Consider the following 19,766-nt stretch of genomic DNA (forward strand, 5'->3'; position numbering starts at 1 on the left):
ACTCATGTTTGAATATGACACATTGCGTTTAATTTGGTGGGTGCTAATCGGTGTGTTGCTGATTGGTTTTATGATCACCGATGGCTTCGATATGGGAGTTGGAGCGTTGTTACCGTTTATCGGTAAAACCAATTCTGAAAGACGAGTGATGATTAACTCCATTGCACCCCATTGGGACGGAAACCAGGTGTGGTTAATTACCGCAGGTGGCGCTTTGTTTGCAGCTTGGCCGTTAGTGTATGCGACATCGTTTTCAAGCTTATATGTTGCGATGTACTTGGCTCTTATCTCGTTATGGTTACGTCCTTTAGCTCTTGAATACCGAGCTAAGATAGACAACGACCAATGGCGAAAAGTGTGTGATTTAGCTATTTCGTTTTCAGGCTTCTTCCCACCTATCTTGTTTGGGGTGGCGTTTGGCAATTTGATGCAAGGCTTACCTTTTACGCTCAATAGCTTCTTGATGGTTGAGTACCATGGTTCGTTTATCGATTTGATCAACCCATTCGCGCTTTTGTGTGGTCTAGTCGGGTTATTGATGGCGCTGTTACAAGGCGGTGCGTGGTTGATGATGAAAACCACAGACGCAGTGTACAAAAAGGCAAGAACAGTGACGCAGGCGAGTGCTGTATTTGTCGCTTTCCTTATGGTGATTGGCTGTATGGCGATAAACCATATTGACGGGTATCTGATAGTCAGTGCGATGGATCATAGCTCGGCTTCGAATCCTTTGAACAAAGAAGTCGTCACACAAGCAGGCGCTTGGTTAACCAACTTCGATACGTACCCTTGGATGTGGTTTGCACCGATCGGCAGCGTGACCATTCCATTGCTGGCTTTGATTGGCGCAAGGTTGAAATGGGATACGATTGCTTTTATTAGTTCAAGCCTGACTAACGCTTGCATCATCTTAACGGCGGGTTTCTCGATGTTCCCGTTCATTATCCCGTCGAGTGTTAATCCAAGCCATAGCTTAACCCTTTGGGATTCAACCTCTAGCGAACTGACCTTGAACATCATGACAGGTGTCGCGTTTGTGATGGTGCCTATCATTCTTTGTTATACCGCGTTCAGCTACCGAACCATGTTTGGACGACTTGATAACGAGTATGTCGAACGCAACGGCAATTCACTGTATTAAGGAGTTTCTCATGTGGTATTTTGTTTGGATATTAGGCTTATTTCTAGCCTCTGCATTTGCAGTTTTGAATGTCATCAGCCTAGAGAAAAGTGACTCAGAAACTGAGTTCTGATTGACCTTTGATTCATAAAGAGACCAGAAGCATGATGCTCTGGTCTTTTTATGAGCCTTCCTAAAGCGTAAGATTTGGTTCTTCCTTCGAGGTAAAAGATGGTAAGACTTAAATCGAGTGAGCTGCATTCTTTTAAGTACACCTATATCTCAACTCTATATAAGATTTAATAAAAACAATTTTATCTAACCTATTGTTAAATATTTACTATTTGATAGTGTGTCTAGGTGCACATTAAGGATGTGTTTCATATTTAGCGATGAAAATAGTAGGAGTTGCGATGAGTATTATAGTGAGACGGTCTGAACCGTCAGATGCAAAGGGAATCAAAGAAGTTTACGAATGCACTAATGCTTATACCGGTACGCTGCAACTCCCAAATCCATCTCTGGAAAGCTGGCAGAAACGAATCTCAAATATGCCCGACAACGTGTACTCGTATGTCGCGATGATCGACGATGAGATTGTTGGTAATTTGGGAATGGAAGTGTGTGTAAACCCGAGAAGGCGTCATGTTGCTTCATTCGGTATGGGTGTTAAAGATGATGTATTAGGCAAAGGTGTCGGTAGTCAACTGCTCGCGACCGCGATCGACTTGTGTGATAACTGGATTAACATCAAACGACTGGAGCTAACGGTGTACACCGATAACGAAAGAGCGATCAGTCTCTACAAGAAATTCGGTTTTGTTATTGAAGGAGAGTCGGCTGGGTTCGCTTTCAGAAATGGCGAATATGTGGCGGCTTATCACATGGCACGACTGGTATAGTGTTCTGCTTCTAATACAAGGCTCCAATTACCACAGCTAGGGTTTTCTAATAGATAATAAAACGCCACGTTAAAATAACGTGGCGTTTTCGATTTCAGTCAACTGCGGCTTTAAAGTGCTTCAGTTGTAGCCTTACTTAAGCCGTTAGAGGCTCAAGGTTCGCAGGGCGGTAGTGTACTGATTTTAGTACTTTACCTTGGCGAACTGTCTTGCCTTCAGAAACGAAATCTTCCGCACACTTAGCGATGATGTATTCGCCTTTTTGAACAGCCATCAGCTTGATGTTTTGCTCAGCATAGAAAGCTTCTGTTTCAGCGTATTCAGTTTCGTTGCGACATACTTTGCTCATGTTGCTTGAGTGTACTTCGTCCCAGCAAGGTAAGAAGTCAATTGAGCGGTTTTTAGAAACATTCAACAGCAGGTCGATCAGGTAGCTGATTGCTAGGTTGTCTTCTACCTTAGCTTGGCCAAGGTGAACTAAACGTCCCATCAAAACATAAACGCTGTCTACAATAGCGTCCGCTTGTTCGATTTTAGAGTCAGCTTCTGCAAGTTCTGTTAGTTCTTCTATCGCTAGAGAGGTGTGTAGCGTATCGCCTTTTTCGTCCATTGTTTCAGGAGCAGCAACAGGCAGATCAAAAGTACTACGGAACTCTTCAATATCGCGGTAAAGGTGATCGTAGATTTCTTGGCTTAGTTGAGAAAGGTTCATTTTCCTATCCATTTTGTTTCGTTAATGGTGCATTTTATCAAAGCTGGGTATAGGGTGCTAACGTAAAGTCGACTTTTATTCATTGGTTTAATGAGGTATCTTGCATAAAAACTAATTGATTAATATATAATTTACAGTAGGCCACACGTAATATTGCCAATCAGTTCTCCGTCGTAGGATCACAGTTATGCACCAAGCTAATGAAAGTGAAGTTGTTATACGTCGTTTGTATCAAATCACCAATGATTATCGAAAAGGGTTCGATATTCAGATCGCTCAGCTGCTTATCATGGGGCTTGAACGCTTCAACCTTGATATTGGTATCTTATCTAAAGTCGAGGGTAATACTTACTTAGTTGAACACTCTGTCACACCTGAAGGGGTTGAGCTCAATAGTGGCGATATCTTCGACTATAGTTCGACCTATTGTGAGATTACGTGCAAATCTGTTGGCCCTATTTGTATTGAGCATTGCGGTAAACATGATAAGTATGCGACACATCCTGCCTACCAATCTTTTGGGCTAGAGTCTTATATTGGTATCCCGATTTTCGTCAATGATGAGCTTTATGGCACCTTAAACTTTTCAAGCCCAGCTCCCTATCATCGCGAGTTTAAAGAGTTCGATATCGACGTTATGCGGTTAATGGCCTCATGGATCGAAGTGGAACTGGTTAGAAGACAGCAAGAACGAAAACTCAAAGAGCTGAATGAGAAGTTAGAGTACCAAGCTATGTACGATCCTCTGACCCATTTGCCAAATAGACGTTGCTTGTTCAAAACGTTGAATGCAGAAGTGGAGCAGTTAAAAGGCTCTCTAGGTAAAGGGACACTAGCCGTCGTAGACATCGATTTCTTTAAGGTCGTTAATGACACTTACGGTCACCAAATGGGTGACGTTGTTTTAAAGAAAGTGGCAAACGTTCTGCGCAATAATATTCAAGATGGAGAGTTTGTGGCGCGTTTTGGTGGTGAAGAGTTCATTCTTTGGTATCCAAATAGTACACCAAGTGGTGTTGAAGATAAGTTCATGACTCTTTTACAAGAAATGAAGAAAATCACACTAGATAGTAAGCCTATCACCATATCAATCGGTGCGTGTCATTTTGAGTTGAGTACTGGAGATAGCAAAGGGGAGAGAATGTCGGCATTAGACTCGCTAATCAAAGTTGCCGATGAATGCCTGTACATTGCTAAACAAAATGGACGAGATCAGTTTATATCTCGCCCATATCATCAAGAACACTCAGACTCGTAAGTTGAAGCTGTCAGCTCTTAAAGCTCAAAGGTTAGTTCTTAACTGAATAGATAAGGGAACAACTTACGACGCTCTTCGGGTGTTAAAGATTCAACTCTCGCGATGTTGGTATCAGGAATCGTTTCAGGGTTGGGGTAGTGCTTCAACACTTTTTCCATACTCGCTTCACGAATCAAATGGTAAACCGGATACGGAGAGCGGTTAGTAAGATTTTCATCGTCTTCTGGATCCGCACCACCAAAGCAATAGTCTGGATGGAAGGTTGCCACTTGATAAACGCCTTCCCAATCTTCTTGCTTGATCAAGGCTTCAATCCAATCAATGAACATGTTGTAGTCGAAGAAATCTTGCAGCATGTTAGGCACAACCACCAAAGTCGTCTCTAATTCTGCGACTGGCGTGTTATCTAATTCTACAAAGTGCGTCATGATGTCTTCTAGTAACGCTTCTTCCGTTTTCGCTTCACTCACAAAGATCTTAATCTGTTTATTACGTTGTGGCTTAGCTGCAAATGGACACAGGTTTAGGCCAATAACGACATCGTCTAACCACTGTTTTACTTGGTCATGGATGGTTTGAAGATCTGAGCTTTGAGTGTTCGACATAACAGGTTCCGAAATGAAATTTTGCGTAGGATATCAGAACGGACGTTAATCAAAAGCAATAATTGAGTTACAACCTCAGTCGTACTTATGCTTGTGCGAGTTTAGAGGCTGACACTTGAAGTTGTTTTAACTGGTAGACCCAAGCAAATATCGCAACATAGAAGATAGAACCACCGGCGATAACACCATTCCAACCGAACAACTGCCAGCAATATAAGAGTAAGAAACCACCCAAGCTCCCGCCTATGTAATAGTGAACTAAGTAAAGTGCCGTTGCTGTCGCTTTCGCGCTCGGTGCTTTTTGACTTACCCAAGAATAGGCTAGGGTATGGGCGAAGAAAGCTCCGCCACTGATCAATAACAACCCAGCTAACATGAATGGGACTTTGTCGACGGCAGAAACCAACATACCAATTAAGCTGATACACACGCCGATCAATATACCGTTTAACGGGTCAAAACGAAGTGTCCATTTATTGGAAAGTTTAGAGGTTATCGTACCGGCTAAGTAACATAGGAATATCAGCGAAGCTAAACCAACGGGTACCGAGTGAGGTGCAGATACAAGCCTGAAGCCCATTACTGAGTACAAGTTAACGAACAGAGCAAAGTTAGCGCCACCAATCAACATCGCGAGCCACAAGGTACGGTTTCTTAAGTGCATCACAACCGAGCGGTTATGATGAAAGAACAACCCTTTTTGAGGTTTGAAGTTTTGTTGGTCAGGCAGACTATACGCAATATAGAGAGCGCCGATTAAGGAGCCGACCACGAAAAACAAAACCGTTGCGTGCCAGTCAAAATAATCCGTAATCAAGCCACCCAATACACGTCCGAAAATTCCACCCAATGAGTTGGCTGCAATATACCCACCAATCGCGATGGCGAATGCCTTAGGTGACAACTCTTCAACCATATAGGCAACAGCCACACCTGCAAATGCAGCGACTGCAATTCCCATGAATGCTCGAGCAATAACAAGCTGTAGTAGAGTAGTCGTGAACACCATGCTCAGTCCAATCAAAGGAATAGCGAACAGACTGAACAGAATGATGGGCTTTCGGCCAAAGGTTTCAGATGCGATTGCCCAAGGCACCAAACTGATGGAAAGCCCAAGTGTTGTCGCGGCAAACAGCCAGTTGATCTGAGTTTCCGATACTTGGAAGTGCTCGGCCATGTGCGGCAAGATTGGCTGAAAGAGATAAAGGTTACAGAAAATGATAAACGATCCAATCGCCAATGATTGGGTGATACGTTTGTATTGAGGGCTGCCTTTATCAAACATTTACGTTGTGCCTGCGCGAGTTAGTAAGCTATTTGTGAACAAGTTATCAGTACAATAGTGATTAAAGAAATATATTAAAAATATCACCTCTATATAATTAATATATCGACATGCTTGAATCAAAACCACTTCGACATTTTCTGGCTGTTGCTCAGTTTGGCAATTTCACTCAGGCCGCCAAAGCGCTGCATATCGCACAGCCTGCATTGAGTATTTCCATTAAGAAACTAGAACAGACATTGGAGTTAATTCTGTTTCGTCGTGGAGATAAATCCGTCACCTTAACGGAAGAGGGCAAAGTGTTATTTGAGCATGCGAAGCGAATCGCCCAACAGTTCAATGATGCTCAACTCGCAATGAATGAGCTAAAGGGACTAGAAAAAGGCGAGGTTCGATTAGGCGCTCCAAGTATGATGGGGAGCTACTTTTTCCCACAGGTGGTGATGGCCTTTAAAAGCCAATACCCAAACCTAAAACTGACGCTTATAGATGCTGGTACCGCTTCGATTCGTGAAATGCTGTTAAACGGCGAACTGGATATCGGGGTTATCAATCATGAAAATGTCCCAGATGATCTCGAAACCGATCACTTGTTGAGTTCTGAGATGCTAGCTGTTGTTGGTAAAGAACACCCATTAGCGTCACAACCATTCATTACCTTTGAAGAGTTTTTCGCTCAAGAACTGATTATGTTCAAGTCGGGTTATTTCCACCGTGATTTCATTGATGCGACCTGTAAAAAATACAATCTCGATATGACCATCGCCTTCGAAACCAACTTATTGCCAATGATTCTTTCTATAGTAAAACGAGAGTTTGCCATTACTGCGCTGCTGAGTTTGGTCACAGAATACGAAGAAGACGTCGTGGGGGTGCCATTTAAAGATCCTGTAAAACTCAATCTATCTTTGGCTTGGAGAAAGGAAGGGTACTTGTCGAAGGCGGACCGAACCTTTATTGATTTCGTTAAGCGCTACGTGTGATTGTCTTGTTGTGTTATCTATCAATAAAAATTTAACGTAAAATATCTACTACATTTCAATGTGTTATTTTGTGATTTTTATGGCATTTAAATGACGTTCTTTTACTGATTAATTGCTCAGCATCACACTATTTAAATATAAAACTGTGAGGTGCGTTGTATTATTATTTGGTGAACGTGTGATTGTTAACTTACATTAGGTATTAAATATGTCGCCTCCCACGTTAAAAAAACTGAAGCCATTAAGTATGAAGTGTAAATGTAAAGAACAAAGAATTGTTAGAGTTCGTCGTAATATTTTTGACAGAATCCTTGGTATTAAAGAAAAATACAAATGTGCTAATTGTAATGCAGCTTTTAAAATCAAAGGCTAGGCTAGGTGCATCGACTTTTTTATCGAAAGACTTTTTATATGAGAAGCTTGTCTGACAAGGATTTAGTAATATAGAGAAACTGCAAGAATGCGACCTGTTTATTTTCGATATACAAGTTGTCATGAATATAGAACAACAAAGCCCGAGTATCCTAGATTGGACATTCGGGCTTTATTATATAGAAGTATTACTGGCTTAGAGCACTTAGGTACTCTTTGAGTTATACATCTTATCGAAGTTCTTCTGATTCCAGCCGACCATCACCTGGTCGCCGATTTTAAGTACGGGGATAGAGCGAGCTCCCATCGCTTGCAACTCTTTACGACCACGCTGCATCTTTGCATTCGTTAGGCGGTAAACAATTTTCTTTGAATCCAAATAGCGCTGTGCATCTTTACAGTGCGGGCATTTGTCTGCGACGTACAATACAACACGTTTCATTTTTATAATCTCTTTTTGAGTCTAGCTCTTGGTGAATCTCACTAAAGTGTAACGAATCCTAGGTGATTAGAAAAGTGTGATCAGTTACACTATGCGGCTCAATTTTCAAGACCACAACGTATTGTCGTGGTGTAACTTGTACGGTCTTTCAGCATGCATCCTTCTTTACGCTATATCCAAGGCTACCCGAAGCACATTCTCGACCCGGTAACTCAACTAGTTGAATCGGGAAAGTTGGTGCCGTGGTTCGAAGCTCGCTACCCAAAGAATCATGAAATAAAAAGCGAGAAAGCCCTGTTTGACTATGCGATTGAGATTAAAAATCGTTATATGAAAAAAACACCACCGATCAGTAAAGTGATTTATGACGGCAAGATACACCTAATTAATAATGCATTAGGTCTGCACTCTTACGTCGCGAAGAATCACGGTGGAAAGATCAAATCGAAGAATGAGATTCGTATCGCCAGTGTTTTTAAAAATGCGCCAGAACCTTTGCTGAGAATGTTGGTGGTACACGAACTGGCGCACATCAAAGAGAAAGAGCACGACAAAGCCTTTTACCAACTATGCTGTCACATGGAACCGGAATATCATCAACTTGAGTTAGATGCCCGTTTATTCATGATGTATTTAGATTTAAAGAAGTAGCCCAATGAGCCAATCACAAAATAGAACGACGCTAAGCCTGTCAAAAAACAGTACCTCCGCAGCAAAAACAAAAGATAAACAAGCTAACGAAGGTAATAGTACGCAAGGTAACCGTAAGCACGGTGATATTAAGCCAAATGCAGGCAAGCCAAGCAGCGACAAGCGTATTTCTACAAAGAACACATCAGACCGCAAAAACAGTGTTCCCAAAGGTGCTGACAACAACAAAGCAAAGCGACCTTTTGCAAAAGATAGCAAAGGTAAACCGGGTGCGAATAAAGGATCATCGAATAAGGGTTCTTTTAATAAAACTGCTTTTAACAAAAACGCAGCGCAGAAAAGACGCTCGACTGAAAAGCCTCAAGGTGGATTGCACCCAAGAAACCAACATACAGGTCGTTATGACTTCGAGTTATTGGTTGCAGCCTTGCCTGAGCTAAAAGAACATCTGATCAAGAACCCGGTGGGCGAAGACACCATTAATTTCTCTGATCCATTAGCCGTTAAGCTACTTAACAAGGCTTTACTGGCGCATCACTATGGCGTTAAGCATTGGGATATTCCTGCTGGTTACTTGTGCCCGCCAATTCCTGGCCGTGCAGATTATATTCACAGAGTGGCAGACATCCTTAATAGCGATGGCCAAGGTGAACCTTATAATCATGCTTCTGTGAAAGCACTAGATATTGGTGTTGGTGCAAACTGTATTTACCCAATCATTGGTGCGACAGAGTATAAGTGGCGCTGGACAGGTACTGATGTCGATTCAGTCTCCATCAAAACAGCGAACTTCATTGCTGAAAGTAACCCTAATCTAAAAGGTAAGATCCGAGCTCGCCTGCAAGCGGACTCTGAATCTATCTTTAAGGGCGTGATTAAGGATAATGAACGTTACGATGTCACTATTTGTAACCCTCCATTCCATAGTTCTCTAGAAGAGGCGGAAAAGGGATCACAACGTAAATTGGATAACTTAGCGGCAAACCGAGCTAAGAAAGCGGGCAAGTCATTCAAGCCCGAGATGAATAAGAAGCCAGCCAAATCGATTAAGCAAGAGAAACCAACCTTAAACTTTGGTGGCCAAAAATCTGAACTTTGGTGTCCGGGTGGCGAAGCTACTTTCATTATGAAAATGGCGAGAGAGAGCCAACTTTTTGCTACTCAAGTATTGTGGTTCACGACATTGATTTCTAAGAAAGACAACGTCGATATGGTTCGTTCAGAGCTGGGTAAGCTAAGAGCTAAACAAGTAAAAGTGGTTGAGATGTCGCAAGGCCAGAAGGTGAGTCGCTTTATCGCATGGACCTTTATGGATGACGAGCAAAGACAAGAGTGGATTGCGCTTAAATAGCGGCTGTACTTAGTTAAGATATTAAGCAGAAATACGGACGGGCTTGTTGTTAACGCAACAAGCCCATTTTTTTGTGTTTTGCATATAAGCTAAGCAGAAAGCAACTCATCTAACTTGCTCTGATATTTCTGCTCTAGAGCTCTGTTGCCTGCTTTATTTTCGAGATCGACCAAGATTTTAAGCGATGGAATTTGATAGCCATAACGCTGGTGGAATTTGAATAAACGGAGTCGAGCTTCATTGTAATCGGCGTCACTCACTTCAATTTTTGATAATTGTAGTATCGATTTTACGCGGTTTGGATCGTGGTCAATCGCTCTGCTGAAGTAGTACTTCGCTTGGTCGGTATTGCCAGCCTTAAACGCGCAGAATGCCGCATTCTCATAACTTGCAGAGACAAGGTAGTAGTAGGGCTGGTCAATAGCGCGATTGAAATATTTATCAGCTTGCTCGTATTCGCCTTGTTTACACAAGAACGTACCGTAGTTATTCAATACATTGCCGTTTCTTGAATCTAGACTGAGTGCTTTGCGGTAAGTCGTTCTTGCTTCATCTACTTCGCCAACTTGCTCGTAATAATGTGCCATCGAAAGTTGGGCGCGGTAATAGCTAGGAGCGTGTTTGATAGCGAGCTCTAGATTTTCACGTGCCTTGACCATATTACCTTGTCCCATGTAGCCCAAACCCAATTCAATACGTGATTGAGACATCGCAATTGGATCACTTGCCATTTTTGGTGGACCTTCGGTTACAGAAACACAACCTGCCAAAGAAAGAGAGGCGAGTAGCGTGAGTTGAGAGAACAGAGTGGATTTTGGTAATAGCGACTTGTTAGGCATGTGCAGCTCCTTTTGAACACAAACCTATGATATGAAATCGAACACATTTAAGTGTTAGATAGATTATGGAATGCGACCCAAACACCATAAAAAAGCCGTGTCCCATTTGGTGTTTTATCAACAACCTATGGAAGACGGCTTAATGTGTTTGTGAATCGGAAGAAAGAACTTAGTCGTCCTTGGTGAAGTTGTCTTCGCTGAAGTGATCCAGATCGTAAGGCGTTTGTTGGTAAACACAGTAGTTTAGCCAGTTTGAAAACAATAAGTGTCCATGACTACGCCAACTTGCTACAGGCTTGTTGTCTGGATTGTTGTTCGGGTAGTAGTTGATTGGTATCACCGGCTCCATGCCTTCACCCAAATCACGAATGTATTCGTTGTGAAGTGTATGAGCATCGTATTCAGGGTGACCAGTTACAAACACGTTTCGCTTATCTTTAGTCGCCGCGAGGTATACGCCCGCCACATCAGAAGTCGCAAGAACATCAAGGTCGGTATGTTCGGCTAAGTATTCCTGAGAGAAATCAGCATAGCGAGAGTGCGGTGCCAAGAAGGTATCGTCGAAGCCACGTAAAATTGGGTGGTACGGGTTATGTATCTCGTGGTTGTAAACCCCAGAAAGCTTATCTTTACGAGTTCGCTTTGGTAAATCGTACAAGAGCTTTAAGCCAGCTTGAGCTGCCCAACACACATACAAGGTTGAGGTCACATGCTTGTTTGCCCATTCCATGATGGTTTTTAGATGATCCCAGTAGATAACGTCTTCAAATTGAACCAAGCCAAGTGGCGCACCAGTGATGATCAATCCATCAAAGTTTCTCCCTTTGACCATTTCAAATTGACGGTAGAAGTTATCAAGGTGTTCTGTCGGCGTGTTTTTACTTGGTCGGTCATCAATACGCAACAGCTCTACATCGACTTGCAGTGGGCTGTTGGATAGTAGGCGTAAGAATTGAGTTTCAGTTTCAATCTTCTTTGGCATTAGGTTGAGGATCAAGACTCGAAGTGGACGAATTTCCTGTGTCGATGCTCTTGATAACGGCATAATAAAGATGTTTTCTTCACGAAGAACATCAGATGCTGGCAATTGGTCTGGAATGCGAATAGGCAAAGCTTTCTCCCTAAGCTAGATATGTAGACGTCTATACATCTAAATCTATAGTAGTTTGATACGCTTGTCGATATACAAAATGGATAGTTGTAAATTATTTGTGTTTGCTATCAGAAGTCATTCACCGACGTAGAGGGGAGTCTCATTGTATTCAGTGATTATCTGAGTCGAGTATAAGGACTCGGTTTTCGGATGTTGAGCAACGGCAGTTATCAGAGAAACTCGTCACTATTTAAGATAAACTCATGTTTTAAAATTAGCCTGTAAAGTGACAGATGAAGTTAATACTCATTCGAGGGTTGCCCGGTTCCGGCAAGTCGACAAAAGCAAAAAACTACGATGTATTGCATGTCGAAGCGGATATGTATTACGTGAATGAGCAAGGCGACTATAATTTTGACCCAAGGCAGTTGCAGCAAGCTCATGAGTGGTGTCAAAACACGGCTGAAAATGGATTAAAGCAAGGGCTTGATGTGGTTGTTTCGAATACATTTATTAAGCATTGGGAAATGAAAGCCTACCGCCAACTTGCACTCAAATATAAAGCAGAATTAATTATCGAAGTGTGCCGAGAGCAATATGGCACGATTCACGACATTGAACCGTCAGTGATTAAGCGTATGGCGAGAGACTGGCAAGAATAGCCTCGTTCTTCCTCTGCTGCGTGGCTGAATGGCAAATAGAATTAAATTAATAGAACAACTTCAAGGTAACGATTGAAATGGCAAAGCGCTCTGTTGTGGTCGACATGACTTCTTATGGTATCTATTCCACATGGGATTCCAAATCTAAAGATCTTCCAAAAATCCAAGAGTTCACCACCACCGTTGATGCTGAAATCGACGTAGAGTTTGGCTATATCCTGAACATCAAAAAAGCCAAAGGTGAGAAGATCCGTTACTGCATTTATCACCCAAACATCACCACAGACACGGGTGAAGTGCTCGAACCGTTCGATGGTGAAGAGCATGTCGGCAACAATGACTGGGATTTTTACTTAGGCGATACTATCTGGGCGCCAGTCTCCAACAAACTCGGTAAATGGCGCATGACCGTCGAGCTAAAAGGCAACATCATTGCTGATAAGACATTCGACCTTGTTGCGAAAGACGAAGGGCAGTTTTGGAAGCGTAGGGGGTTTTAGATTGGAACTTCTGTCTAAATTAAGACAACAAAAAAACCGAGTCACACGTTACATGTGAACTCGGCTTTTTGACGTTAACTAGATGGCATTTTCTATTTCGTCAACGACTAAGACAGGCTTGTTAACAAATAAGGCCGGCTAGTTAATCAGTAAGACTATTGAGTCACGTAAGCGACAACAAACTCAGTGATTGCGACCATGTCTTTCACTGCAATGTACTCTTCAGTGGTGTGAACTTTCGCCATACCTGTAGAAAGGTTAACCGTTGTTAGGCCTTTCGCGTTGAAGTTGTTTGCATCGCTACCGCCGCCAGTGCGTTTAGTGTTCGCTGTTACGCCAAGCTTCTCGAATGCGGACTTGATAGAAAGAATGTGCGGGTGATCGTCTGCGATAACGAATGCATCGTAAGCACGAGTCGACTCGATTTCTACTTCAGCGCCAAACTGTTTTGCACTCTCTTGGAATGTCGAGATCATGTGCTCAACTTGAGCTGTTAGCTTTTCTCCGTTTAGAGAGCGAGCTTCAGCCACGACTTTAAGCTCTGGCATTACGATGTTAGTCGCTTGACCACCTTCAACAATACCGACGTTTGCCGTAGTTTCTTCATCGATACGAAGTAGATTCATCTTAGTGATAGCGTCTGCAGCAACTTGAATGGCACTGATGCCTTCTTCTGGTGCTAAACCAGCGTGAGCAGGGCGACCTTTGATCTTCGCAACGATTTTCTGTTGGCCAGGTGCTGCATTTACGATAGTGCCGATCGGGCCGCCTGTATCAAGTACGATAGCGTGCTCAGACTGAATGTAAGACATATCGAAGTTTAAAGAACCGAACAGACCGCCTTCTTCGAATACAGTAAATGCAATCTCGATAGTTTTGTGCTCTTGGCCTTCAGATTTGATGCAACGAACTGCTTCCATGATAGCTGCGATACCAGACTTGTCGTCGCCACCTAGAATTGTGTTGCCTTTTGAACGGATGATACCGTCTTCGATGATTGGCTCAATGCCGATACCTGGCGTTACTGTGTCCATGTGGCAGCTGAATACTGTGCTACCTGGAAGAGTGCCATCTAGACGAGCGTAGATGTTGAAACCGTTAGACACTTCTTCAGGAACCGCCAGTTTGTGAACTTCAAAACCCAGTTCACCGAGTTGCTCAGCCAAAGCTTCAGCAATCGCTTTTTCGTTACGAGATTCACTATCAATTTTCACTAGATCGCAGAAATGTTCTACGAGACGTTGTTCATTAATTTGGGTCATTGTTAATTCTCATTTTGCTCCGTTGTTTCTAAAGAAGTCACGGAGGCTGGAACAGGAAAATAACTATAACGCCTTTTTACAGAATCATTGCCTGAGTTAAATCAAGAAAATTATCTGATTATTCTAATTTATGAGAAAAATACTACGCGGATCGACCCATGTGCAGGATTTAAATCTCCATATGTGTCGGGTACAATGTGAAACCGCTTAAGGTAACCGTCGATTAAATTGGTATGCAATCAGTAATGGCACTTATAAATGAATAACAACAGAGTGTTAGGCTCATTTTTTCTCGTCGTACTGATCAGTGTTGTACTAGGATTGTATTTACTCTATCCAACTTATGACGACGATTTACAGACTATTCGACCAGAAACCCCAGGCGCGTACAGTCCCGAAAAAGAGTTATCAGCGACTCAATATGGCGCTGAACTCATTGAAATCCTTAATGTGTCTCGCGGTGATCCAAAGCTTGCCTCCCAAAAGCTTGAAACCTTAAAAGCAACGAGCCCTACGCAACATAAAGCCATCTATCGTGGTTATGAACTAATGATTTTATCGAATCTCGCACAGCATGATCTCGATAAACAGGCTGTGTCTGAATACACACGACAGATCAAGGCATTAGCACAGCGTGAAGATATGGGGTGGTTAAAGGCGCAATCTTTAGTTGAACTAGCGATTGAGCAGATGAGTCAAGGTGAATTAGTAGAGGCTGAATCTCAAGTTAAAGCAGCAATAAGTATCGCTGAATCAATCCAGTATGAAGAACTGTTGATAAAAGCCTACAACACTGTGGGGTCGATCAAAAACATCCAAAATGATTTTTCCGAAGCTCAGTATTTTTTTCATAAGGGCTTAAATCTTGGCAAGAAATATCCACGGCATATCTATAACAGTAAGTTGATGTCGAATATGGCATTGCTTTATATCTATCTGGAAGATTGGCCGAAAGCACTCAAACTTATCGAACAGGCCAAAAAACTCTATATCAAAAGTGGATTACGCGATGGTTCAACCATCGGTGTGTTATATGTTAATGAATCATTTGCTTATCTACGCAGTGGCGACTTAGTAAAAGGTCGAGAGGCTTATAAAAGTGCCACCAAATTTAATGATGATAGCGTAAGTGAAAGATACAAAATCCTTCTTCTAAAAGCTCAGAGTGAAGTACTGCTAGCAGAAAAGAACTTTGAGTTAGCAAGGAAAGTAACAAACCAATGTATTGGTTACCCGGGTGTTGCAAAGTACACACTCCAACTGGGTCAGTGTTACTTAAACAGAGCTTTAGCAAATATCGGTTTGAACCAAGATAACTTTGTTTTCTTTGATCTAAAACGTTCGTCTACGATGTTTGATATTGTTGGCAGCCGTAGTTGGAAGGTGCTTGGTTTCAAAGCGCTTGCAGAATACTATGAATCTAAAGGCAACAGTGAAATTGGACTTCGGTATTTCAAGCTTTATTACAAGGGCAACAAAGCGCTGTTATTTGAAAAGCGTCAGAGTGATATCTTTTTATTAGAACAAGACTTTGCTACGGCTTCATTAGCGAAAGAGAATGAACTGCTTAATGCAGAAAAAGAGCTCGCAGAGGTGACGCTAGATAAACAGAGCTTAAAAGACCGCATTGTTGTCGTACTCGGTGTTATGGTCATCATAAGCTTTGCTGTACTTCTGGTAAGGTTATGCACTATGCACAAGACCAACAAAGAGTTGGTTAAGCAATCGACGAGATGTGAGTTGACAGGTTTATTCAATAGACGCTACCTGGAACAATTGTTAACTCAGCCAATGCCATACCGTTTGTCTCCGTTCGGGTATACGCTTGCTATTTTGGACTTAGACCAATTTAAACGAGTCAATGATACATACGGACATGATATTGGGGATCAAGTTTTGGTAGAGGTTGCTAAGCGTATAGAGCGAGCGCTATCAACAAACGATGTGTTGGCTCGATGGGGTGGGGAAGAATTCGTTTTACTGCTTGCTGGCACTCAAGACCCAAACAAACAGTTGGAAATGATAAGGCAAACAATCGCTGATCAAACGATAGAAACGTATTCCGGTCCGTTAGCGTTAACTACATCAATTGGTGCGACCATTCATTTAACGTATCAAGAATTAAATAGCAGTACCTACAAACAGCATTTGAAATCAGCAGATGACGCTTTATATCAAGCAAAACAATCAGGGCGCAACCAGGTGGTCATTGCTTAGCGAAAAATACAGCTTAGTGCGAAAATACAGCTTAAATGAACCTGTAATTTAAATACTTGGCAGCCTCATCTGAATCATTCCCCTTAGGCAGAAGCGTTTAAATTTAATCGAGTAAAAGAACCTAAAGCAACCATTCAACTAAGCAACTAAGCAACTAAGCGAATAAGGGTGTTATCAACTCCTATTCGCTTAGTTTTTATATTATTTATTAAGAGTATTACTTAGCGATACTTTCCAACATTTCAACCAGTTCACTCTCTGTTGCTGGTTCACGAGCGAGCTCAATGACTGCTGAAGCGCCGCCTTTTAACATATAAGCTTGAGTTCCACAGTGGTCATAATGGAACCATTTACCATCGACACACACATCGGTATAACATCTTGGGTCTTGTTTGAGTTCCATAGTCATTTCCTTATTAACATTTGCCTAACGTTTTTCATGCTAATTGGTCACAACTTGGTGCGATTTGATCTGAATCAATTTAATATGTAATTGATGATTTGATTATTAAATAGGAGATGTGCGTCTTGAACTGTCGAAGCCGGTAAAGAGACAGCCTCTGGCGATTAAAGCGTTCAAAGGTCATGATTCCAATTCGCAGCTCTGCTTCTTTTGCTTGCCACGTGACGCTTTTCTACATACGCTAACCACTCTCTTAATCCCTATACAAATGTGATTGTGTTGGAAAATGACTAATATCTTTATCGTTGTAATTGTTCTGGTTGTGTTCTTTTACTTTATTCAAAACTATCTAGTAAAAAATGATGACACCAAAGATCATGCTTATCAAAAGAAAGGCTCGTTAATGTCGGCGCAACAAGCGACCTTCTATAACGCACTCAAATCCGCAGTGGGTAACCATGGGGAAGTATTTGCTAAAGTGAGCATGTCTAACATTGTTGTCCCCGCTAAGGCGAACAATAAAAAGAACTGGTTTATTGCGAACAACAAAATCTCACGCAGTTATTTTGACTTTGTAGTGTGCGACCCGCGAACGTTAGAGCCACGTGTAATCATCGAATTGGATAATGGAAAAGAGCTGAATAAAGGAAAGGTTGATCGCGAGAAGCTATTGATGCACGTTTGTAAATCGGCTGGCCTTCCACTTATTGGCGCTTCAATTAAGCACAGTTATCAAGTGAGCCGTTTGAAGAGGTTACTGGCAGCACACATCGATTTGATTGAGCCATCTAAAGAAGTTCGATTCTGTAAGAAATGTAGCAGCCCTATGATCATCAAGCTGGCAAGCCATGGCGATTATAAAGGCCGACGTTTCTTTACTTGTAGTCGTCAACCTAACTGTACTTATACCGAGAACTACAACGTCGTATTCGATATGGACGAAGATTCTAACTAATACCTTGCGCCGAAGTGCTCATTAAAGGGAGAAAAGACGCGAAGCATGCTGATGTCTGTAATCATCGAAGTTGAACTTAAATGTGATCTACTTCAAGCCATTGATCTGCTTTGTGTTTAAATTTTATTCTGATTGTTGTTTTTAAAAGCAAACAAACAGTTTTGTGCAAATTTATCCTTGCACGTATCCAAATCACTCGCTATTATCCATCTCGTTCTGAAGCGTTAGCCACTTAATAAAGCGGTTAGATAAGTTTCACAGCATTGCCCGCTTAGCTCAGTTGGTTAGAGTACTTGCATGACATGCAAGGTGTCACTGGTTCGAGTCCAGTAGCGGGCACCACATTATACGAAAGAGCCCACCTAGTGTGGGCTTTTTTGTGCCTGTAATTCCTTGTTTTATCAGACTCTTAACCATTTCTTGGTCCCAAGAGATCCCGTGATGTGTTGTAAAATCCACCGTTTAAAGTAATCTCTGAAGTAGTCTTTTAAGATCTAAGCAATTTCGAGGTTACTTCAGGGGGTTACGATGGCGAAAAAGGTACAGCCTTTAACGGCTACTCAAATCAAACAAGCAAAGCCTAAAGAGAAAGAATATAATTTAGGTGACGGTGATGGATTATCATTGAAGATTAAGCCCATAGGAACAAAACTATGGCGTTTTTCATATTATCACCCCATTTCACGAAAGCGCTTGAACCTAGCCTTAGGTAAGTACCCTGATATCTCCCTAGCCAAAGCAAGAACTAAAGCTATTGAGGCAAGAGAGCTTCTTGCAGACGGTATTGATCCAAAAGAGCATCGTGATAATACGCTTAGAACAAAGCAGCTCGAGCTATCAAACACATTGCAAGCAGTATTTGATGACTGGATTGAAGTTAAGAAAACAAGCGTCAAAGAGCAAACGGCTAAGAAATTGAAGCAACGTATTGAGAAGTACCTCTTACCTGATCTTGGTAAGTTTCCTCTTGGTGATATTACGGCACCACAAGCGATCAAAACAATTAAACCCATTGCTAACCAAGGTAAGCTAGAAACAGTAGGGCGCTTGTGCCGCAACCTCAATGAGATAATGACTTTTGCAGTGAACACGGGTGTGATTGAACACAACAAGCTTGCTGGCATTGGTAAAGCATTTGAGACTGCTAAGGTAACTAACCAAGCGTCGCTAACTCCTGATGAGCTTCCAGAGCTTCTCAAAACAATTAACTACGCATCCATTAAACCCATCACTCGCTGCTTGCTAGAATGGCAACTTCATACCATGACAAGACCAACTGAAACGGCCGGGGCACGTTGGGATGAAATTGATAAAGAAAAGATGCTTTGGGTCATTCCTGCTGAACGAATGAAAAAGGGGAGAGTACATACCGTCCCTTTAACAAGACAAACTCTAGATCTATTAGAAACTATTGATTTCATCACAGGTGATAGTGAATACCTTTTCCCTGCAGACAAAAGTAACAACAATCACATCAACAAAGAGACAGCAAATAAAGCATTAGTAAGAATGGGCATGAAGGGTAGGCAAACCTCTCACGGTTTACGCGCATTAGCCAGTACCACTCTAAATGAACAGAATTTTGAGCCAGACATTATTGAAGCTGCACTTTCTCATGTAGACAGAGATAAGGTAAGAAGCGCATACAACCGCACTGATTACCTTGAACGTCGTAAAGTTCTCATGACGTGCTGGAGTGATCATATCGAAGAAGCTGCAAAGGGAAGCTTGTCGATGAGTGGTAAAAAGAGCCTGAAGGTCGTAGGTTAGTTGTATGGGAGTGCAAAAGCAACGTATAACTTACATACTTTAACTGTACTAGCTCATACTCATTCTGACAGCTTTGCTGACAAGTCACGATAAAATTGTACACACGTTCCGTTGGGATCATGACTAAAAACTGGACAAAATCTTCTTACATTAATCACTAAAATTAGATTAATGCGGATAACTTTTGGTATCGGAAAATTGCTTAGTGAAGTGTCCAGTTCTACTGGAGGGAGCAGAGCATCTTAGCGACGTTTCTCTTTCTTAAGACTGCGTTAAATCAATCTATCAGCAACTCAATATGCAATTTTGTCACTATTCATTAATGGCTGAATAAACAAAGTTCACCTCTAAAGGGGATAGCCAGCCCCGAGATGAACTTTAATC

20 protein-coding genes and 1 tRNA gene are annotated in these 19,766 nt (G+C 42.0%); 13 read left to right on the plus strand and 8 right to left on the minus strand.

Annotated elements, in window-relative coordinates; genetic code table 11:
- The first annotated feature begins 4 nt into the window (after positions 1-4).
- The 3 genes from cydB (at position 5) to AB6D07_RS14585 (ending at position 2,022) form a co-directional block, all read left to right on the plus strand.
- Positions 5-1,141 carry a cytochrome d ubiquinol oxidase subunit II gene (gene cydB, locus AB6D07_RS14575; RefSeq protein ID WP_017104419.1) on the plus strand — a complete coding sequence of 379 codons (1,137 nt, stop codon included), beginning with the start codon at positions 5-7 and terminating at the stop codon, positions 1,139-1,141.
- A 10-nt stretch (positions 1,142-1,151) separates the two neighbouring features.
- Complete coding sequence (gene cydX / locus AB6D07_RS14580) at positions 1,152-1,253, plus strand: cytochrome bd-I oxidase subunit CydX (RefSeq protein ID WP_004734907.1); 102 nt, start codon at positions 1,152-1,154, stop codon at positions 1,251-1,253.
- A 280-nt stretch (positions 1,254-1,533) separates the two neighbouring features.
- Positions 1,534-2,022, plus strand: a complete 489-nt coding sequence (locus AB6D07_RS14585; RefSeq protein ID WP_017109820.1) for a GNAT family N-acetyltransferase — start codon at positions 1,534-1,536, stop codon at positions 2,020-2,022.
- A 136-nt stretch (positions 2,023-2,158) separates the two neighbouring features.
- Here the strand turns inward: AB6D07_RS14585 and AB6D07_RS14590 are convergent, their stop codons facing one another.
- Positions 2,159-2,734 (minus strand): nucleoside triphosphate pyrophosphohydrolase family protein, encoded by a 576-nt coding sequence (locus AB6D07_RS14590; RefSeq protein ID WP_017059167.1) that lies wholly within the window; start codon positions 2,732-2,734, stop codon positions 2,159-2,161.
- A 187-nt stretch (positions 2,735-2,921) separates the two neighbouring features.
- Between AB6D07_RS14590 and AB6D07_RS14595 the strand changes: the two genes are divergently transcribed.
- Positions 2,922-3,992 carry a diguanylate cyclase gene (locus AB6D07_RS14595; RefSeq protein WP_017104418.1) on the plus strand — a complete coding sequence of 357 codons (1,071 nt, stop codon included), beginning with the start codon at positions 2,922-2,924 and terminating at the stop codon, positions 3,990-3,992.
- A gap of 38 nt (positions 3,993-4,030) precedes the next feature.
- Here the strand turns inward: AB6D07_RS14595 and AB6D07_RS14600 are convergent, their stop codons facing one another.
- Positions 4,031-4,597 carry a DUF1415 domain-containing protein gene (locus AB6D07_RS14600; protein WP_012604112.1) on the minus strand — a complete coding sequence of 189 codons (567 nt, stop codon included), beginning with the start codon at positions 4,595-4,597 and terminating at the stop codon, positions 4,031-4,033.
- Between the two features lie 85 nt (positions 4,598-4,682).
- Positions 4,683-5,882 (minus strand): MFS transporter, encoded by a 1,200-nt coding sequence (locus tag AB6D07_RS14605; RefSeq protein ID WP_017104417.1) that lies wholly within the window; start codon positions 5,880-5,882, stop codon positions 4,683-4,685.
- 110 nt (positions 5,883-5,992) lie between these two features.
- Between AB6D07_RS14605 and AB6D07_RS14610 the strand changes: the two genes are divergently transcribed.
- Positions 5,993-6,865 carry a LysR family transcriptional regulator gene (locus AB6D07_RS14610; protein WP_017104416.1) on the plus strand — a complete coding sequence of 291 codons (873 nt, stop codon included), beginning with the start codon at positions 5,993-5,995 and terminating at the stop codon, positions 6,863-6,865.
- Between the two features lie 577 nt (positions 6,866-7,442).
- Here AB6D07_RS14610 and AB6D07_RS14615 read toward each other — a convergent pair.
- Positions 7,443-7,679, minus strand: coding sequence for a glutaredoxin family protein (locus tag AB6D07_RS14615; protein ID WP_012604109.1), 237 nt, complete (start codon positions 7,677-7,679; stop codon positions 7,443-7,445).
- A gap of 153 nt (positions 7,680-7,832) precedes the next feature.
- Here AB6D07_RS14615 and AB6D07_RS14620 point away from each other — a divergent pair, with 153 nt between their 5' ends.
- Together AB6D07_RS14620 and rlmF are read left to right on the plus strand one after the other, a co-directional pair.
- Positions 7,833-8,330, plus strand: coding sequence for a YgjP-like metallopeptidase domain-containing protein (locus AB6D07_RS14620; RefSeq protein ID WP_004734935.1), 498 nt, complete (start codon positions 7,833-7,835; stop codon positions 8,328-8,330).
- A 4-nt stretch (positions 8,331-8,334) separates the two neighbouring features.
- Entirely contained in the window at positions 8,335-9,681 is a 1,347-nt protein-coding gene (rlmF, locus tag AB6D07_RS14625) for a 23S rRNA (adenine(1618)-N(6))-methyltransferase RlmF (RefSeq protein ID WP_017104415.1), read from the plus strand.
- An 89-nt stretch (positions 9,682-9,770) separates the two neighbouring features.
- Here rlmF and pilW read toward each other — a convergent pair whose 3' ends face one another.
- Entirely contained in the window at positions 9,771-10,520 is a 750-nt protein-coding gene (gene pilW / locus AB6D07_RS14630; RefSeq protein ID WP_372091971.1) for a type IV pilus biogenesis/stability protein PilW, read from the minus strand.
- Between the two features lie 169 nt (positions 10,521-10,689).
- Positions 10,690-11,631, minus strand: coding sequence for a homoserine O-succinyltransferase (gene metA, locus AB6D07_RS14635; RefSeq protein WP_012604106.1), 942 nt, complete (start codon positions 11,629-11,631; stop codon positions 10,690-10,692).
- 275 nt (positions 11,632-11,906) lie between these two features.
- Here metA and AB6D07_RS14640 point away from each other — a divergent pair, with 275 nt between their 5' ends.
- Positions 11,907-12,275, plus strand: coding sequence for an ATP-binding protein (locus AB6D07_RS14640; RefSeq protein WP_017104413.1), 369 nt, complete (start codon positions 11,907-11,909; stop codon positions 12,273-12,275).
- Positions 12,276-12,352: 77 nt separating this feature from the next.
- Positions 12,353-12,775, plus strand: coding sequence for a DUF3859 domain-containing protein (locus AB6D07_RS14645; RefSeq protein WP_017104412.1), 423 nt, complete (start codon positions 12,353-12,355; stop codon positions 12,773-12,775).
- A gap of 155 nt (positions 12,776-12,930) precedes the next feature.
- On the opposite strand, the gene AB6D07_RS14650 is transcribed toward AB6D07_RS14645, so the two are convergent.
- Positions 12,931-14,037: a M20/M25/M40 family metallo-hydrolase gene (locus AB6D07_RS14650; protein ID WP_017104411.1), complete on the minus strand. Its 1,107-nt coding sequence runs from the start codon at positions 14,035-14,037 to the stop codon at positions 12,931-12,933.
- Positions 14,038-14,295: 258 nt separating this feature from the next.
- Here AB6D07_RS14650 and AB6D07_RS14655 point away from each other — a divergent pair, with 258 nt between their 5' ends.
- Complete coding sequence (locus AB6D07_RS14655; RefSeq protein ID WP_017104410.1) at positions 14,296-16,254, plus strand: tetratricopeptide repeat-containing diguanylate cyclase; 1,959 nt, start codon at positions 14,296-14,298, stop codon at positions 16,252-16,254.
- Positions 16,255-16,471: 217 nt separating this feature from the next.
- On the opposite strand, the gene AB6D07_RS14660 is transcribed toward AB6D07_RS14655, so the two are convergent.
- Positions 16,472-16,657 (minus strand): hypothetical protein, encoded by a 186-nt coding sequence (locus tag AB6D07_RS14660; protein WP_009846910.1) that lies wholly within the window; start codon positions 16,655-16,657, stop codon positions 16,472-16,474.
- Between the two features lie 286 nt (positions 16,658-16,943).
- Between AB6D07_RS14660 and AB6D07_RS14665 the strand changes: the two genes are divergently transcribed.
- The 3 genes from AB6D07_RS14665 (at position 16,944) to AB6D07_RS14675 (ending at position 19,382) form a co-directional block, all read left to right on the plus strand.
- The gene (locus tag AB6D07_RS14665; RefSeq protein WP_029223195.1) at positions 16,944-17,612 is read left to right on the plus strand and encodes a DUF2726 domain-containing protein; all 669 of its coding nucleotides are present in this window, start codon (positions 16,944-16,946) and stop codon (positions 17,610-17,612) included.
- Between the two features lie 265 nt (positions 17,613-17,877).
- Positions 17,878-17,954: transfer RNA gene (locus tag AB6D07_RS14670), tRNA-Val, on the plus strand.
- 186 nt (positions 17,955-18,140) lie between these two features.
- A complete protein-coding gene (locus AB6D07_RS14675; RefSeq protein ID WP_372091974.1) occupies positions 18,141-19,382 on the plus strand; it encodes an integrase domain-containing protein in 1,242 nt (413 codons plus the stop codon).
- Positions 19,383-19,766 lie beyond the last annotated feature (384 nt).

Source organism: Vibrio sp. 10N.239.312.C11, from assembly GCF_041466065.1.
Taxonomy (GTDB): domain Bacteria; phylum Pseudomonadota; class Gammaproteobacteria; order Enterobacterales; family Vibrionaceae; genus Vibrio; species Vibrio tasmaniensis_A.

Coding starts and splice junctions, on each gene's coding strand:
- cydB (WP_017104419.1), top strand. CDS start 5: ATGTTTGAATATGACACATTGCGTTTAATTTGGTGGGTGCTAATCGGT.
- cydX (WP_004734907.1), top strand. CDS start 1,152: ATGTGGTATTTTGTTTGGATATTAGGCTTATTTCTAGCCTCTGCATTT.
- AB6D07_RS14585 (WP_017109820.1), top strand. CDS start 1,534: ATGAGTATTATAGTGAGACGGTCTGAACCGTCAGATGCAAAGGGAATC.
- AB6D07_RS14590 (WP_017059167.1), bottom strand. CDS start 2,734: ATGAACCTTTCTCAACTAAGCCAAGAAATCTACGATCACCTTTACCGC.
- AB6D07_RS14595 (WP_017104418.1), top strand. CDS start 2,922: ATGCACCAAGCTAATGAAAGTGAAGTTGTTATACGTCGTTTGTATCAA.
- AB6D07_RS14600 (WP_012604112.1), bottom strand. CDS start 4,597: ATGTCGAACACTCAAAGCTCAGATCTTCAAACCATCCATGACCAAGTA.
- AB6D07_RS14605 (WP_017104417.1), bottom strand. CDS start 5,882: ATGTTTGATAAAGGCAGCCCTCAATACAAACGTATCACCCAATCATTG.
- AB6D07_RS14610 (WP_017104416.1), top strand. CDS start 5,993: ATGCTTGAATCAAAACCACTTCGACATTTTCTGGCTGTTGCTCAGTTT.
- AB6D07_RS14615 (WP_012604109.1), bottom strand. CDS start 7,679: ATGAAACGTGTTGTATTGTACGTCGCAGACAAATGCCCGCACTGTAAA.
- AB6D07_RS14620 (WP_004734935.1), top strand. CDS start 7,833: ATGCATCCTTCTTTACGCTATATCCAAGGCTACCCGAAGCACATTCTC.
- rlmF (WP_017104415.1), top strand. CDS start 8,335: ATGAGCCAATCACAAAATAGAACGACGCTAAGCCTGTCAAAAAACAGT.
- pilW (WP_372091971.1), bottom strand. CDS start 10,520: ATGCCTAACAAGTCGCTATTACCAAAATCCACTCTGTTCTCTCAACTC.
- AB6D07_RS14640 (WP_017104413.1), top strand. CDS start 11,907: ATGAAGTTAATACTCATTCGAGGGTTGCCCGGTTCCGGCAAGTCGACA.
- AB6D07_RS14645 (WP_017104412.1), top strand. CDS start 12,353: ATGGCAAAGCGCTCTGTTGTGGTCGACATGACTTCTTATGGTATCTAT.
- AB6D07_RS14650 (WP_017104411.1), bottom strand. CDS start 14,037: ATGACCCAAATTAATGAACAACGTCTCGTAGAACATTTCTGCGATCTA.
- AB6D07_RS14655 (WP_017104410.1), top strand. CDS start 14,296: ATGAATAACAACAGAGTGTTAGGCTCATTTTTTCTCGTCGTACTGATC.
- AB6D07_RS14660 (WP_009846910.1), bottom strand. CDS start 16,657: ATGGAACTCAAACAAGACCCAAGATGTTATACCGATGTGTGTGTCGAT.
- AB6D07_RS14665 (WP_029223195.1), top strand. CDS start 16,944: ATGACTAATATCTTTATCGTTGTAATTGTTCTGGTTGTGTTCTTTTAC.
- AB6D07_RS14675 (WP_372091974.1), top strand. CDS start 18,141: ATGGCGAAAAAGGTACAGCCTTTAACGGCTACTCAAATCAAACAAGCA.